Origin of the sequence: Streptacidiphilus fuscans (assembly GCF_015690355.1) — a bacterium.
GTDB classification, from domain to species: domain Bacteria; phylum Actinomycetota; class Actinomycetes; order Streptomycetales; family Streptomycetaceae; genus Streptacidiphilus; species Streptacidiphilus fuscans.
In genome coordinates this window covers 49,766-64,888 of sequence record NZ_JADPRT010000014.1, presented here as the reverse complement: position 1 = coordinate 64,888, position 15,123 = coordinate 49,766, and the positions used below count along the sequence as shown (strand labels likewise).

At 71.7% G+C, this 15,123-nt stretch carries 12 protein-coding genes; 7 read left to right on the top strand and 5 right to left on the bottom strand.

Annotated elements, in window-relative coordinates:
- Positions 1-47 precede the first annotated feature (47 nt).
- The gene (locus I2501_RS28495) at positions 48-1,217 is read left to right on the top strand and encodes an ArsB/NhaD family transporter (RefSeq protein WP_408022798.1); all 1,170 of its coding nucleotides are present in this window, start codon (positions 48-50) and stop codon (positions 1,215-1,217) included.
- Positions 1,218-1,498: 281 nt separating this feature from the next.
- On the opposite strand, the gene I2501_RS28490 is transcribed toward I2501_RS28495, so the two are convergent.
- Together I2501_RS28490 and I2501_RS28485 are read right to left on the bottom strand one after the other, a co-directional pair.
- Entirely contained in the window at positions 1,499-2,464 is a 966-nt protein-coding gene (locus I2501_RS28490) for an inositol monophosphatase family protein (RefSeq protein WP_196197146.1), read from the bottom strand.
- A gap of 765 nt (positions 2,465-3,229) precedes the next feature.
- On the bottom strand, positions 3,230-4,249 hold the full coding sequence (locus I2501_RS28485) for an aldehyde dehydrogenase family protein (protein ID WP_236047396.1): 1,020 nt from the start codon (positions 4,247-4,249) through the stop codon (positions 3,230-3,232).
- A gap of 263 nt (positions 4,250-4,512) precedes the next feature.
- Between I2501_RS28485 and I2501_RS28480 the strand changes: the two genes are divergently transcribed.
- From I2501_RS28480 to I2501_RS28470, 3 genes are all read left to right on the top strand, one after another.
- Entirely contained in the window at positions 4,513-5,106 is a 594-nt protein-coding gene (locus I2501_RS28480; RefSeq protein WP_196197145.1) for an NADPH-dependent FMN reductase, read from the top strand.
- 250 nt (positions 5,107-5,356) lie between these two features.
- Entirely contained in the window at positions 5,357-7,048 is a 1,692-nt protein-coding gene (locus I2501_RS28475) for a penicillin-binding transpeptidase domain-containing protein (protein WP_196197144.1), read from the top strand.
- Between the two features lie 226 nt (positions 7,049-7,274).
- On the top strand, positions 7,275-8,381 hold the full coding sequence (locus tag I2501_RS28470) for a 3-oxoacyl-[acyl-carrier-protein] synthase III C-terminal domain-containing protein (RefSeq protein ID WP_196197143.1): 1,107 nt from the start codon (positions 7,275-7,277) through the stop codon (positions 8,379-8,381).
- 76 nt (positions 8,382-8,457) lie between these two features.
- Here the strand turns inward: I2501_RS28470 and I2501_RS28465 are convergent, their stop codons facing one another.
- Both I2501_RS28465 and I2501_RS28460 read right to left on the bottom strand, forming a co-directional pair.
- Complete coding sequence (locus tag I2501_RS28465) at positions 8,458-8,718, bottom strand: DUF4190 domain-containing protein (protein ID WP_408022794.1); 261 nt, start codon at positions 8,716-8,718, stop codon at positions 8,458-8,460.
- A 20-nt stretch (positions 8,719-8,738) separates the two neighbouring features.
- A complete protein-coding gene (locus tag I2501_RS28460; protein ID WP_196197142.1) occupies positions 8,739-8,897 on the bottom strand; it encodes a hypothetical protein in 159 nt (52 codons plus the stop codon).
- 147 nt (positions 8,898-9,044) lie between these two features.
- Here I2501_RS28460 and I2501_RS28455 point away from each other — a divergent pair, with 147 nt between their 5' ends.
- A complete protein-coding gene (locus I2501_RS28455; RefSeq protein ID WP_196197141.1) occupies positions 9,045-9,665 on the top strand; it encodes a TetR family transcriptional regulator in 621 nt (206 codons plus the stop codon).
- A gap of 161 nt (positions 9,666-9,826) precedes the next feature.
- The gene (locus I2501_RS28450) at positions 9,827-10,516 is read left to right on the top strand and encodes a DUF4232 domain-containing protein (RefSeq protein ID WP_196197140.1); all 690 of its coding nucleotides are present in this window, start codon (positions 9,827-9,829) and stop codon (positions 10,514-10,516) included.
- A 48-nt stretch (positions 10,517-10,564) separates the two neighbouring features.
- Here the strand turns inward: I2501_RS28450 and I2501_RS28445 are convergent, their stop codons facing one another.
- Entirely contained in the window at positions 10,565-12,490 is a 1,926-nt protein-coding gene (locus I2501_RS28445) for an ArnT family glycosyltransferase (protein WP_196197139.1), read from the bottom strand.
- A 313-nt stretch (positions 12,491-12,803) separates the two neighbouring features.
- On the opposite strand from I2501_RS28445, the gene I2501_RS28440 reads away from it, so the two are divergent.
- On the top strand, positions 12,804-15,104 hold the full coding sequence (locus tag I2501_RS28440) for a HAMP domain-containing protein (protein ID WP_196197138.1): 2,301 nt from the start codon (positions 12,804-12,806) through the stop codon (positions 15,102-15,104).
- Positions 15,105-15,123 lie beyond the last annotated feature (19 nt).

Here is a 15,123-nt window from a genome sequence, read left to right as displayed (position 1 = left end):
CCGGTCGGTCCGTCCCGACTTCTCGGGGCCGACTGCATCTGCATCCGCTGGACTGGCTGGCCCTCGGCCTGTTCGTGGGCGGCCTGCTGGCCGTCGTCACCGGCCTGCTGCCGCCCGCCTCCGCCTCGGACGCGATGCAGCGCATCGCACCGCTGCTCGGCTTCCTCGCCTCAGTCATCCTGCTGGCGGAACTGACCTCCAAGGCCGAGGTCTTCGACGTCCTCGCCACCCGCGTCGCCCGCTGGGGCGGCGGCAGCTACGTCCGCCTCTTCGGGCTGTGCGTGCTGTTCGCGTCCGCGACCACGGTGGCGCTCAACCTCGACACGACGGCCGTGCTGCTGACCCCGGTCATGCTGGCGCTGGCCGTCCGGGTCGGGATCCCGCCGGTGCCGCTGGCGATGACCACGGTCTGGCTGGCCAACACCGCCAGCCTGCTGCTGCCCGCGTCCAACCTGACCAACCTGCTGGCCGCGAACCGGGTCGCGCTCTCCCCGCTGGGCCTGGTCCGGGTCATGTGGCTGCCCGAGCTGGCCTCGATCGCCGTCACCATGGCCCTGCTGTGGTGGTTCTTCTGGCGCCCCCGCCGCCGCGGCGAGACCGCCACCAGCTACACGCCGCCGCCGGACCACCGGCCCGGGGACCCGCTCCTCTTCCGCATCTGCGCCGTGGCCACGGCGGGATTCCTGGTCACCGTGCTGACCGGCGCGGTGACGCTCTGGATGGCCTCCACCGCCGCCGCGCTGCTGGTCGTGGCGGCGTTCGCGCTGCGCAGACGCGGTGAGCTGCGGCTCTCGCTGATCCCCTGGCGGCTGCTGATCATGGTTCCGGGCATGTTCCTGGTCGTCGAGACGCTCGACGCGCACGGCCTGCACCAGATCCTCGCGGCGGCCATCGGCTCCGACGGCGGCACGGCCGGCGTCCTGCGCGCCTCCGCCGTCGGCGGCGGGCTCTCGAACGTGCTGAACAACCTGCCGGTCTACCTGGCCGGCGAGTCGGTGGTGCCCACGGGCAACCACCTCCAACTGCTGGGCCTGCTGGTCGGCACCAACGTCGGCCCGGTGATCACGCCGTGGGCGTCCCTGGCCATCCTCCTCTGGTTCGAACGCTGCCGAGCTTTCGGCGTCCGCGTCCCGCTCCGCACGTTCATGCTGACCGGCACGGCGCTCGCCGTCGGCACGATGGCCGCGGCGACGCTGGCGCTGACCGCGGTGGGCTAGTTGCACCTTCTGGCGTGCGGGGCTTCTGCAGGTGAGGTGCCATGCACTATCCAGGGGCGCGGGGAACTGCGCGAGAAACCACTGACATGCGGATGGCCCTGCTCGTTCGGCGCGCCACGTGCGTGGGTGGCAGGCCGCGCAGTTCCCCGCGCCCCTGGTGGTGCAGCTACCTGCGGGAGCACTAGCTCGCCTGGTCGCGCCCGCGCGGCGGAGCCGCATATCAGCAGAGTCCCGCGCCCCTGAGGTGTCTGCAACTACCAGCGGGAGCGCAACCAAGCGGCTCACTGGCTCACAGCGACAAGCTGCAACAGCTCGTCCACCACTTCCCGCCGTCCGGCGACAAAGCTGAGGTCCGCGCCGGGGCCGAGGCGTTCACCGAAGGCCGAGCCGTCGAACGCGCGGACGTCCACGCCCGCTTCGCGGGCAAGGAGCAGGCCGGCTGGGAGGTCGACGTACTCGCTGCGGTAGCCGACGAAGCCGTCGATGTCGCCGGAGGCGAGCAGCGCCCACGCGGAGAGCGGAGCCCACAGCTGGAGCACGCGGCGGGCCCGCAGCTCAAGCGCCGACTTGAGCGCGCTCGCGCGCGGCTCGCCGCGGGAGACGGCGTAGCCCTGCGTCCAGGCGAGGAGCAGTCGGTCGGACGGGCGCGGGGGAGGGCCGGTGAGCGGCCCGTCCGGGCCCTGCGCTCCGGCGCCGCGCCGCGCGCTCCACGTGCGGCCGACCACCGGGTCGTGGACCACGCCCACCACCGGGTCGTCCGCCACGCACAGGGCGATACCGACGGACCACACCGGCAGCCCGATCGCGATGTTGTTGGTGCCGTCCAGCGGGTCGACCAGCCAGGTCCTTCGGGAGTCCGTGCCGGCGTGGTCGAGGACGCCCGCCTCCTCCGAGACGATCCGGTCGGCCGGATACCGGGCCTGGAGGCGCGCGACGATCAGCTCCTCCGCCGCCAGGTCCAGGTCGGTCACCACGTCGCCGCGGTCGCCCTTGGCGTGAACCTCGAAACCGCGGGAGCCGCCGGCGCCACGGGTGCCGCCGAGCCTTCGGCGCAGCAGTCGGCCCGCCGCCCGCGCCGCCGCGATCGCCGTCCGCTGCTCATCCGCATAGGCCGGGAGGAGTCCCAGGATCGGCCCCGGTGCCGGAGCCGCCGGAGCCGCCGCCGGAGCGTGGGCCGCGCTCGGCGCGGACGGGTCGGGGCCGAGGACGGGGAGCGGGTCGTGCCGTGGGCCGTGCTGCGGACTCATCCATCCTCCTGAGGACCCCTCGAGCGATGTCGGCCGACCGGGCGGGGGCCAGTCTTCGGCGCTCCACCCGGTGCGGCAGACCGTGCAGTGGCCCGAGGGCCAGGTCCACGGCGTCCTGGACGGTCCGGCCGAGCACGACGGTTGCGCTGGCCCCGTCGGGCTCCCCGGAGGCGTCCACCGTGCTGTGGAACTCGCCCGCGGCCATGGTGAAGATCTCTTCCGGGCGGTGCTCCCGCACCGGCTCGGCGCTGAAGCGCACCAGACGTGCCGTCGGCCGCAGGTCGTCGACACCGTCGGGTGTGCTGGTCACGGCGAAGACCCGGTGGGTCGGCAGGCGTGCGTCGTCGACCACCCGTACCGGTACGTTCCCTATCGCGCCGAAGAGTACGCAGCTGATCAGGTCCCAGCTGTGCGCGTGGATCGCCGAGGTGGTCAACTCCCCGTCCTCGGAGCGTCCTCCGTGCGACCCGCCCGGCGACCCGCCGTGCACGTGGACGCAGACACCGTCGCCGCCCTCGCGCAGCACCGGGAGGCAGACGAAGCCCAGCGGGTGTGCCACCGCCCGGAGTTGGCTGCGTCCCTGGACCACCGCATCGAGGGCCGCGCGGGCGTACGCGAGGAGGCAGGCGGTCTCGCCGCGCTGCGCCGCCCTTTCCAGGGCCGGGTAGTTCGAGCCGCTGTCCATCATCCATCGCTCCGGTGGCGTCGACTGATCGACCGTCAGGCGCGTCGCTGTCAGGTGCGCAGCTGTCGGGTGCGCAGCTGTCAGGGGTACGGGTTCTCCGGGTGCAGGGCCTTGTCGACGATCTCGCGCACGTCCGCGTCCGACCAGGACATCGGCAGCGGCAGGTCGACCGAGCGGAAGAACTGCTGCACCTCGGAGACGGTCGGCTCCTGCGACAGCTGGTCGGGTGCCCTGAGGTCAAGCCGTCGGGCCTGGTCGCAGGAGAGGCGCAGCTCGGTGACGTAGTAGTCGTAGAGCGCGCGGCCCCGGTCCACGCGGAGGCTGACCCGCCGCGGGTCGTCCTGGGTGATCACCAGGCAGGAGTCGGAGAGGTCGAAGCGGAGCGAGGAGACCACGGAGGACAGGAAGACGTCGATCTCCATCTCGTTGGTCCACTGCCGGTACCAGCAGGCCGCCAGCACCGTCGCGCAGGCCTCCTTGCGGGCCCGGTCCTCGGTCCACTCGCGCTCGGTGCCGATGTCGCGCGGATCCGCGTGCGTCCGGCGGAAGTGCGCGTACGTGCGGCAGGCTGCCACGTCGGAGGGGTCGATGATGTTCACCCGTACCTCGAGCGGGCGCCGGGTCCGCTGCGCCTCGCGCACGCACTCCGGCAGCGTCACGGCGCGCAGGTAGGTGCCGGTGCCGCCGCGGAACCACCAGCGTTTGGTGTCGGCGCGCGCCCGGCGCAGGGCCTCCTCGACGTCGGGGCCGGTCAGCGACCGCACCATCGCGGTGTCGCTGATGGCCAGCCGGGTCTCGGTCAGTGCCCGGCGCATGTCCACGGTCCGCCGCTTGCGCTCCGCGAGCGAGGCGTACACCAGCGACGCCAGGACCAGCAGGATCGAGCCCGAGGTGACCGAGCTGCTCAGGTTGTTGGAGAAGATGTCCAGCAGGCCGACGACGACCGCGACACCCAGACCGACCAGGCCGTCGAGGTTGTGCAGCGCCCACATCACGCCGCGCTCGACCCGACTGCGCTCCTCCAAGCTCTGCAATCCCTGCAATCCCTGCGTGCCCTGCTGTTCGCCCTGCTGCTCCGCGCTGTGCTGCTCGGTTGCCATCGTCCCCCTCAGATGCCCGGCGCTGCTCCTGGTTGTGCCCAAGTCGCCCGGTAGCGGGACGAGTTCGGGCAGATGGTTCGTCCCGACACTGCTTGGCATGAGCATCCCGCAGGGGACCGACCAGGCGCAATGCTCGGAATGTGCGCGTGCTGTGCGCGAGGGTCCGCGCGGTCCGTGCGAGCAATGACTTGAACCTTCAAGTCGATGGGGCTAACGTTGGAGTTGAAGATTCAAGTCATATCGGGTCGAAGGGAGCACTCGCCATGAGCACGCTCAAGATCGCCGTGATCCTCGGATCCACCCGTCCCGGCCGCAACGGGAAGGCCGTCGCCGACTGGATCGTCGACCGGGCCGGCGCGCGCACCGGCGCGGAGTACGAACTGGTCGACCTGGCCGACTGGCCGCTGCCGTACATGGACGAGCCCCTGCCGCCCTCCATGGGGCAGTACCAGGGCGAGCACACCAGGTCCTGGGCCGCGAAGGTCGCCGAGTACGACGGCTACGTCTTCGTGACGCCCGAGTACAACCACTCCATCCCCGGCGTGCTCAAGAACGCCATTGACTTCGCCTACGCGGAGTGGAACAACAAGGCCGCCGCGTTCGTCTCCTACGGCACCGTCGGCGGAGTGCGCGCGGTCGAGCACCTGCGCAGCATCGCAAGCGCCGTCCAACTCGCACACGTCAACGCGCAGTTGTGCTTCTCTCTGTTCACGGACTTCGAGAACCTCTCGTTCTTCAAGCCCGGCGAGCATCACGACGCCACCGCCGACAGGCTCTTCGACCAGCTCGAAGCCTGGTCGACGGCGATGCGGACGCTGCGCGAGGCGTCCGACCGGATCCCGGCCGGGAGGGCGTGACTTTCCGGGCGCAGGAGCGTTTTCCCAGAGGGTGCGGGAGTCGGCCGACGAGTTGGGCGACCGTGGTGGGTGTGGTGCACGACGTGAACGTGAGCGCCATGTAACAGTCCGTCCACAAAACGGGCCCGGGCTCAGATCGTCATGGAACGTCCCATACGATCTCCACGCTCCACTTCGTCCATCCGCCGAGCGGCAGGGCCGGGCTCGACCGAGCTCCCGGCGAGGGCCGCGTCCAGCTCCCGGGGAGATCATGCAGCGCGATCCCGACATGCCCGTGTGGCCGGGTCAGGAGGCCCCTGGCACCCAGCGACGGAGCAGCAGGAAATGGGTGATCGGCGCCGTGGCCGGGGTGGCCATAGTGGGCGCGGGCGGCGTGGCCGCCGCCTTCGCGCTGCAGAGTCCGGCGAAGAAGGGCGCAGACAGCCTCTCGGCCGACCAGGCGCGCGCGGCCGCGGTCGTCACCACGCCCACCGCCGCGCAGGCGGCGACCGCGACCCAGCAGTTCCTGGCCTCCTGGGCGGGGGCGCAGAACGCTGCCGCCGCGCAGGCCACCGACCAGCCCGGCGCGGCCCAGGCCGCACTCCAGGGCTACGCCACCGGCCTGCACACCACCAAGGTCGCGTTCACCGGCGTCACCGCGGGCGCCGCGGACCCGGCGGTCGCGCACGCCGTCCGCACGACCTTCCACGCGACGGCCACGCTCGAAGGCGGCACCGCCCTCAGCTACGCCGGCACCGCCGACGTGATCGTCGTCAACGGCAAGCCGGAGATCCACTGGCAGCCGAGCGTGCTCTACCCCGGTCTTCAGGCCGGCCAGACGCTCACCTACGGCAAGATCTCGGCCACCTCCGCCATCGTCGTCGACCGCCACGGCGCGACGCTGACCACCAAGGCGTACCCGTCGCTGGGCGGCGTGATCAGCTCGCTCCAGGCCGAGGACGCGGGCAAGGTGACGCAGACGCCGGGCGAGGGCATCGCGATCACCGGGGCGGACGGGAAGACCGTCAAGGTCCTCAAGACCGTCCGCGCCGCGGTGCCGGGCACGATCAAGACCACGCTGGACGCCGCGATCCAGGCCGCGGCCGAGAAGGCCGTCAACGACACCAACATCGGCAAGATGCCCGCCGACGTGGTGGCGATCGACTACACCACCGGCGAGATCCGCGCGGCCGCCTTCCGCGGCGGCGACGCGGCGCTCAACGGTGCGGCGGCTCCCGGCTCGACGATGAAGATGATCACCTCGGCCACGCTCTTCGACAAGGCGGGCGCGCACCCGAGCGACCCGGCCCCGTGCGTCAAGAGCACCGTGATCAACGGGCAGACGTTCCACAACTTCCAGAACGAGATGGACCCGACCGCGAACCTCACCAAGGACTTCGCGATCTCCTGCAACACCGGGTTCATCAACGAGGCCACCGGCAAGCTGCACTCCGGTGACCTGCGCGAGGAGGCCCAGGACGTCTTCGGCATCGGCGACTGGCACATCGGTGTGCCGACCACCGACGGCAACGTGCCTGACGAGAACGGCAGCACCAACCTGATCGCCGCCCAGTCCATCGGGCAGGGCCAGGTGACGATGAACACGCTGGCCATGGCCTCGGTGGTGGCGACCATCGCGGACACCGGCTTCCACCAGCCGATCATCGTCCCCGGCCTGCCGCAGCAGACCGCCAAGCGTCCGATCTCCGCGACCACCGCGGCCGAGATCCGGCAGATGATGGTCGTCACGGCCACCGCCTCCTACGGCACCGCCGAGCCGCGCATGCAGGGCATCAACGGTGGCGCCAAGACCGGCACCGCGGAGACCGCGAGCGGCACCAACGGCTGGTTCGCCGCGTACGACACCGACAACCACCTCGCCGTCGACGCGCTCGTCATCGGCGGCAAGGAGGGCGTGCTGACGGCCGGTTACGTCGCCCGCGACGTGCTGCTCGCGGGCTGACGCCCGGCTCCGCTCCACGGCTCCACGGCTCCACAGCTCCAGGCGCAACGGCCGCCGCTCCTTCCGGGGCGGCGGCCGTTGCCGTCGGGTGCCCTCCGTCAGGGGCCCGTTCGAAGATGTGTGCACATCCGTGCGCCCGAGGGGGAAGTCTCAAGCGGAGCTGTTCCGTCGTGGCCACCGAAAGGCGTACGTCATGGGCTTCGGGATCCAGGATTTTGCTGTTCGGGTGCACAGACCGGTCTTCCGCCCCGCCGAGTGCACCGCGACCGTCGACGAGGTGGTCGAACTCGCCGCCTTCGCCTTCGACCGTGGCGTGCTGCCCCGACCCGTCGAGCGGATGATGCGGGCGACCGGCGTCGAGACGCGGAGCTTCGTCCGACCGGCGAAGACGGTCTTCACCACCGGCTCGGGGCCGGAGCTCTGGGAGGAGACGGCGGACCTGCTCGCCGCGATGGCCCGGGAGGCGGCCGAACGCGCGCTGGCGGCAGCGGGGTTGGCGCCGGAGCAGATCGACGCGCTCGTGCTGTCCAGCGTCTCCGGCTGGTCCATGCCGGGCGTCGACGCCCGGCTGATCCGCAGTCTCGGGCTGCGCCCGACCGTCCGCCGGCTGCCGGTCTCGGTGATCGGTTGCGCCGGTGGCCTCTACGGACTGATCCGGGCACGGGAGCAGGTGGCCGCGCAGCCGGACGCCAGAGTGCTGGTCGTGGCCACCGAGGCATTCAGCATCGGCTTCCAGCCCAGGAACACCAGCACGCCCTCGATGATCTACAAGGCGCTCGGCGGCGACGGCGCGGCGGCCGTCGTGGTCACCTCCGTCGGCGACGCCCGTCCCGGCCCGGCGGTCGAACTGCGCGACCCCTTCGAGCTGTTGGTGCCCGACACCGAGGACGACTACCGGATGACCGCCGACCCCCGAACGGGTCATCTCGGCTTCACCTCCACCGCCGAGGCGCCGCAGGCGCTCCTGAAGGCCGAGCAGTACCTCGCCGCCTGGCGCGGCCGACCGGGAGCGGGACCGGGAGCCGGAGCGGCAGCGGGCGCGGCCGAACCGGCGTCCGCCGACCCGACGTTCTTCGTGGCGCACCACGGCGGTCCGGCGATCCTGGACCGCACGGCGCAGGTCCTCGGCTGCGACCGCGAACAGCTGCGGCACTCCTGGGAGTCGCTGCGCCGCCACGGCAACATGACGTCCGTGTCGGTGCTCGACATCCTCGCCCGCACCCTCGACGACCCCGACGGACCGCGTCCGGGGGAGGAGGGCCTGATGCTCGCCATCGGCCCGGGGGTGACCATCGCCGCGGCCCGGCTGCGCCGCGCCCTGCCTGCGAACTGACGCCGGGGCACGCAGCGGGGCCCGGTGATCGCAGCGGATCACCGGGCCCGGGTGTTCGTCGGCTGTCGCGGCCGGGTCAGCCGTGCCAGATCAGCAGGCTGTGGCTGGAGACGACGGTCGTGGCGAGCACGACCAGGTCGGCGACGCCGAGGGTGAGGCCGAGGCCGGCGCGGAACGGGCGACCGGTGCGGCGGAACAGGGCGAGCGCGGCCAGCACGATCGCGCACGGGCCGAGCACCAGGTTGAAGACGATCAGGCCCAGCAGGCCCAGGATGAACGACGCGACGGCCATCTGGTCGGCGTCGAAGGTGCGTTGACGTTGGGTCAAGGTGTCCACGGGACGACTCCGAAAGGTGGTCACTGCTGGTGCTTCCGGCGGGCGAGGCCTTCGCGGACACCGAAGGCGAGCAGCCATGCGGAGATCGCGGCGGCGGCGATGAGGAAGGTGGACAAGCTGCTGTGCACCGCCGCGCCCGCCAGCAGGCTGAGGGCGACGAGGGCGATCAGGAGACTCATCGAGAGGCTCTTCTCTGGTGGAGAGTGCAGACGACGGCTGAAATCTCAGCGAAACATTCAGCGAACACTTGTGATGACAACTGTTCGCTGACTTCTTCACTCTACGCCGGGTGGCGGATTTCGGCAAACAGTTGTTTACTCAATGGCGTGAGTCACACGCCAGGGGTCCGGGAGGCCCAGAAGCAGCAGTCCCGCCGCGCACTGATGGACGCGGCGCTGCAGCTGCTGGAGCATCAGAGCTTCTCCGGACTGGGCATGCGCGAGGTGACCCGCGAGGCGGGCATGTCGCCCGCGGGCTTCTACCGGCACTTCCGCGACCTGTCCGACCTGGGCGTCGCCCTGGTCGAGGAGGCCCTCGCCAGCCTGCACGGCATGGTCCGCGCGGCCTTCGCCGAGCAGGGCGACACGGACGAACTGATCGACCACGCCGTCGACGTGATCGCGGACCACGTTCGCAGGCACCGGGCGCACATCCGCTTCATCGCGCGCGAGCGGTTCGGGGGAGTGCGGCCGGTCCGCGAGGCGATCGCCGCCGAGCTGGAGGACTTCACCGACGAGGTGGCCCGGGAGTTGGCCTCGCAGGCGGCGTCTTCGGGCTGGAACCCGGAGGACGTCCGGATGGTCGCCCGGCTCTACGTCGACCACATGGTCCTGACGGCGGCGGCGCTGCAGGAGGCCGACGCCGAGACCGCGGAGCGGATCATCGCGACCGCCCGTCGCCAGTTGCGCCTGGTCAGTCTCGGTCGGCGGCACTGGACTTCGGGCTGAGGGGCCGAAGCTGTCCGGCCCGCGTGGCGCCGGTGTGAAGGTCTGGTGTTGTCATCCGGCTGTGACAGAGGGCTGACCTGGCTGTCGATCTTGGGCCGATATAACTGTCGGTACCAGAACAGTCAGTAAGCCTTCCTGACACCACATCATCGGGGATTCACATGCGCACTGCTTCACGTCTGTCCGCCGCCGCCGTCGTGCTCGCCGCCGGTCTCGCCCTGACCGCCTGCGGCTCCAGCGGGTCCGGCTCGTCCGCCAACGCGGGGGGCGGCTCGTCCCCGGTCGCCTCGACCTCCGCCTCGGCGTCCGCGTCGACCGGCACGACCGGAACGACCGGAACGACGGGCAGCACCGGCACCACCGGCGGCAGCACCGGCGGGTCGGGGAGCAGCTCGGACAGCAGCGCCAAGTGCACGGTCTCGCAGGTGAGGATGACCGTGACCGGCCCGGCCGGTCACGCCAACGACCAGCAGCCGGCCCGGGCCACCCTGCACGTGGTCAACAACTCCGGGCACAACTGCACCCTCGCCGGCTTCCCCGGCATCGAGCTCGCCGACGACCAGGGCAAGTCCTCGCCGATCAACGCCGTCCGCCACACCGGGATGCAGGGCCAGACGGTGACCCTGGTGCCAGGTCAGTCCGCCCAGGCCGACCTGACCTTCAGTGACATCAACACCGAGGGCACCTCGTCGGCCCGCTACGTCTGCGGGGTCCAGGGTTCCAAGGTCCAGGTGATCCTGCCGGACACCACCACGCAGAAGTCGGTGCCGGTCACCGGCGGCATCGACAACGGCACCCTCAGCGTCTGCGGCACCCTGACCGTCGACCCGTTCTCCAGCCTGGCGGACTGACGCCGCCGACGCGGCCTGACGGCAGCCGGTTCTGACAGGCCGTCGGAGTCAGAGCTGGCTGCGGCAGTCGTAGAGGGTCTCGACGGCCTGGTACGCCATCCCGTAGGCCGCGGGCGAGACCACCGCGCAGTGCGCGGTGACCCACTCGCTCGCCGCCGTCTTCGGCCGGATCGAGGTCGTGATGACGAACCGGAGCTGCCCCTGCTGCACCAGCGACGCCATCTGTTGCGCCGACGGGAACGGGGTGTTGCCGGTGAAGCCGCCGGTGACCAGGATCGGCTCGGACGTCGCGCGCAGCAGCGGCTCCGCCGGCTCGGCGCTCTGGGTGGCGACCAGGTAGTAGGTGCTGCCGCGGTTCTGCTCCAGGTAGGTGAGCAGCTTGCCGTAGGTGCCCGCCGGAGCGGCGAAGTTGATCGGGTTGCCGCGCCCGTGGTGCAGCATGGACGTGTAGCCGGACCCGACCGGGCCGGCCAGCGGTGAGGTCGAGACGCCCGCGTACAGCGGGTTGGTGGCCGTCGAGACGCACCACGCGGCCGGTGCCAGGACCAGCGCCAGCAGCCCCGTCACCGCCGACGCCACGGTGATTCCGTCGATCCGCGGCCGGGGCTTGGTACCGCCGCGGGCCAGGCCCGCCGCCGCGAGCAGGGCGAGCAGGCCGACCACGGGCACCAGCCAGACGTCGAAGCTCTTGTACTTCGAGCTCACCACCACCGCCCACAACACGCCGACCAGCAGCGCCGCAAGCAGCGCGCGGGACCGGTCGCCGCCCGCGCGGTAGGCGGCCCAGGACGTGGTCAGCCCGGCGGCGGCCAGCGCGGCCAGGGCCGGGGCCAGCACCACCAGGTAGTAGTCGTGGATGCCCGAGGACGCTCCGAAGGCAAGGGTGTTGATGGCCAGCCAGCCGCCCCAGAGCAGGAAGCCCGCGCGTCCCTGGTCGGTGCGCGGCTCGGACCGACGCCAGGCCAGGCCGAGGCCCAGGCCCAGCAGTGCGACCGGCAGGAACCAGCTGATCTGCGGTGCGGCGGTGTGGTTGAGCAGCACCGTCCAGCCGGAGCCGCCCACCGGACGGCTCGCCGCGGTTCCCGCGACGCTGCCGAACCCGGGGTTGCTGCTGGTCGCGCTGGAGCCGAAGCGGGACAGACCGTTGTAGCCGAAGGCCAGCGCGAAGGGGTTGTTGCCGGTCGTCCCGTCCAGGTACGGGCGCTGCGAGGCGGGCGTGATCCAGACCCAGAGCAGCCACGAGCAGGAGACCAGCAGCGCCGTCACACCCGCGACGACCAGGTTCCTGACCCGGCGCCAGAAGTCCGTCGGGGCCGCGTACAGGACGACCAGGCCGAAGACCGGGATGACCACCCAGGCCTGGACCATCTTCGCCTGGAAGGCGAGCCCGGTCCACAGCGCGCAGGCCAGCAGCGGACGCAGACCGCCGGTCCGCACCGCGTTCATGGCGCTTCCGGCGGCCAGCACCAGCAGCAGGGTCAGCAGCGTGTCGGCGATGTCACCCCGGTCCAGGGCGGTGGCGATCGGGGTCACTGCCAGCATCAGCGCGGCCAGCAGCCCCGCCACCGCGCCCGCCCAGCGGCTGACGACCCGGTAGAGCACCAGCACGGTGGCGACGCCCTCGATCGCCTGAGGCAGCGCCACGGCCCAGACGTGCATCCCGAAGATCCGCACCGACAGCGCCTGCGGCCACAGGTAGCCGGGGAGCTTGTCGACGGTGATGCTGCCGCTGGAGTCGAGCCCGCCGTACCAGAAGGCGTGCCAACTCGTCGCCATGGAGCGCACGGCAGCGGTGTAGTACGGGTGCACGGACGTGCCGCCGAGACCCCAGCCGTAGAGGTACGCGGCCAGCAGGCAGACCAGGGCCACGCCGATCGGCACCCAGGCCGGCGTCCGTCGGGTGGTGCGGTGTGCCGCGCGGGTCCGGCTGCTGCCCGCCTCGGCCCACGACGGGCCGAGATCGGTCGTGGTCATGGAGTGGCACCTCTGCGGCTGTGACGAGGAAAAGGATGTGGTGCAACCGGAGTGTAAAGGCACTCCCGTTCGCCCGGCTCCCCGGCTTTGAATAAGACCTCCGCGCCACGGCGAATCCGGACAATCCTCCGGCGATTTCTTCATGGCTCGGACACAGCTTCGAGCAGCACGTCAAAATCTGGTAGGAAAGGAGCCCTGGTTGTGATGCTTTTGTGCTCGCTGGCCCGATAGCGTGCGGTCGACTGTCGGCTCGCACCGTTCCGGCATGTGCCTTTCTCTCCTTCGAGAGGTGAATACCCTGTCCACGCCCGCCGTGACCCCGGGACCGTCGCAGTACGGTCCTGGTCGGCCTCGCCGGCACCGCACCCGGCTCCGGGCCGACATGCCGCTGCTGGGCGGCGTCCGTCCTCCCCTCGCCGCGCTGCTGTGCCTGCTCCTCGCCGTGGTCGCCCTCGCCATGCTGGCGCTGGGTCAGACCGTGGCCGAGGACGTGGCGCCCGCCGTGCTCAACTCGCAGCAGCACATCGCCTCCGACACCGCCTCCGACATCCGCGCGGCCGTCAACCAGGACGTGGCGGCGATCCGCGAGGACGCGACCGCGCTCTCCGGAGACCAGGCCACCACCGACGCCGCCTACCTGAAGGCGCTCACCGCGCTCGGCACGCCCTGGCGCGGCGCCGCCCTGGTCGACCCGACCACCGGGACCGAGCTGGCCACCACGGGCGAGGCGTTCCCGGCGAGCGCGGTCTCCTCGGTCGCGGCGAACGAGACGATCCCGCCGAAGCTGGTCACGCTGACCAACGGTCAGACCCGGCTGCTGGTGTTCGCCTCGGTCGACCTGCAGGGCCAGGGCACCCGGCTGCTGGTCGGCTCGGACCTGCTGGCCGCACCCGCGCCGGGCGGCGACCTCACCCGCACCGTCGAGCTGGTGGACCGGCACGGCAAGGTCGTCGCCGGCTCCGGCCCGGCCCTGACCGCCACGCAGGACAAGCGCATACCCGCCGACGCGTCCTCCGCCGCGGCGCAGCAGGGCGACATCGCCAACAGCTCCACCCGGCCCTCCGGCTTCCTGCTGGGCAGCCTGGCCGGCGGCCACCGGACCGTGGCGGGCTGGGCCGACGTCGCCACCGTCTCCGACGGCGGCGCGGACGCCCTGCACCTGGTCGCCGTCGTGGCCGTCTCCACCCCGCAGACCTCCGCCGTGACCGGGAACTCGCTGGTCGCGCTGATCGCCGCCGCCTCCCTGCTGGGCGCCGCGCTGCTGATCACCGCACTGCTGGTGCTCGGGCTGCAGCGCCCGCTGCTGCGGCTGCACCTCGCGGGCGCGCGGATAGCCCGGGGCGACCTCTCCCGGCCCGCACCGCAGCCGCGCCTGGGCGAGGCCGCCCGAATAGGCCGCGCGCTGGAGGGGCTGCGCCGCCAGCAGGTCGGCTCGTCGCCCAAGGTGTTCCAGCCGCTCAAGCGGACCTTCGGCGCCCGCGCCCTGGTGGTGCTCTGCGGGTTCGTGCTGGTGGCCTGGTCCGTTCCGCTGCTGTTCGTGCTGGACAAGCCGACGTCGACCGAGCAGGTCCCGGCGCAGCTGATCAGCGATCAGCAGCTGCGCACCGTCGCCGCCGCGAACCGGGTGGAGAGCAGCCTGGCCACCGGCTACACGGACGTCGCCTCGGTCGCGGCCTCGCTGTCCGCCTCCAGCACCACCTCCCGGATGCAGCAGCTGCTCGCCAGCACGCTCAAGGAGCACAGCCGCTACCGCGCGCTCTACGTGCTCGCGCAGGACGGCTCGGTCCTCACCTCGGTCGGTCTCGCTCCGCGTCAGCAGCTGCACCACGTGCCCCCGGGCGGCGGCGTGCTGCAGCTCAACACCGGCGGCAAGGTGCCGTCGACGGCCGTCTACGCGGTGGTGTCCAAGCCCGCGCCGGTCGCCGGGAAGCCGCAGCCCGTCACCGGGCCCGGGACGCCGGTCGCCGTGGTCGGCGAGTTCGACACCAGCTACCTCAACAGCGTCCTCAACCACGCCGGGATGGGCCACGTCTATCTGGTGGACGCCGAGCACAAGGTGATCGGCTCCGACGGCGGCTTCCGCGCCTTCCAGAGCCTGCCCGACCCGTCGCTGACCGGGCTCGCCGTCGACAACCCGGTCCAGCCCGCCAATGCGGTCGTGCCCACCTCCGACGGCACCGCGATCGCGGCCGCCGCGCCGGTCGGCGTGATCGCGAACGTGTCGCGCCAGCCCAGCTGGCAGGTGGTCAGCGCGCAGCCGGAGTCCTGGCTGGACCTGAGCGCCAACCGGACGGAGCGGCTGACCATGCTGGTCGGTCTGCTGGGCCTGACCGTCTCGGTCATCTGCCTCGGCTGGCTCTTCGTGGTCGTGGTCCGGCCGCTGCGCGACCTGGCCGAGGTCGCCGAGCGCCTCGCCGCCGGTGACCGCAAGACCGTGCTGTACCCGGTCCATCACGACGAGGTCGGCTCCATCACCCGGAGCCTGGAGATCATCCGTCAGCGGCTGGGATCCGGAGGCCGCGCGTCTGCGTCTTCCAAGGCGACCAAGGCCGGCAAGGCCACCAACGCAGGCAGCGCCGGCAAGGCCGGCAACGCCACGGCGCCCCGGAACTGACAGACCACAAGGCCCTAAG

Bases quoted from the DNA above. Each gene is read 5' to 3' on its own strand.
- I2501_RS28490 (WP_196197146.1), bottom strand. From the start codon at position 2,464: ATGAGTCCGCAGCACGGCCCACGGCACGACCCGCTCCCCGTCCTCGGC.
- I2501_RS28485 (WP_236047396.1), bottom strand. From the start codon at position 4,249: ATGGCAACCGAGCAGCACAGCGCGGAGCAGCAGGGCGAACAGCAGGGC.
- I2501_RS28450 (WP_196197140.1), top strand. From the start codon at position 9,827: ATGCGCACTGCTTCACGTCTGTCCGCCGCCGCCGTCGTGCTCGCCGCC.
- I2501_RS28445 (WP_196197139.1), bottom strand. From the start codon at position 12,490: ATGACCACGACCGATCTCGGCCCGTCGTGGGCCGAGGCGGGCAGCAGC.
- I2501_RS28480 (WP_196197145.1), top strand. From the start codon at position 4,513: ATGAGCACGCTCAAGATCGCCGTGATCCTCGGATCCACCCGTCCCGGC.
- I2501_RS28475 (WP_196197144.1), top strand. From the start codon at position 5,357: ATGCAGCGCGATCCCGACATGCCCGTGTGGCCGGGTCAGGAGGCCCCT.
- I2501_RS28460 (WP_196197142.1), bottom strand. From the start codon at position 8,897: ATGAGTCTCCTGATCGCCCTCGTCGCCCTCAGCCTGCTGGCGGGCGCG.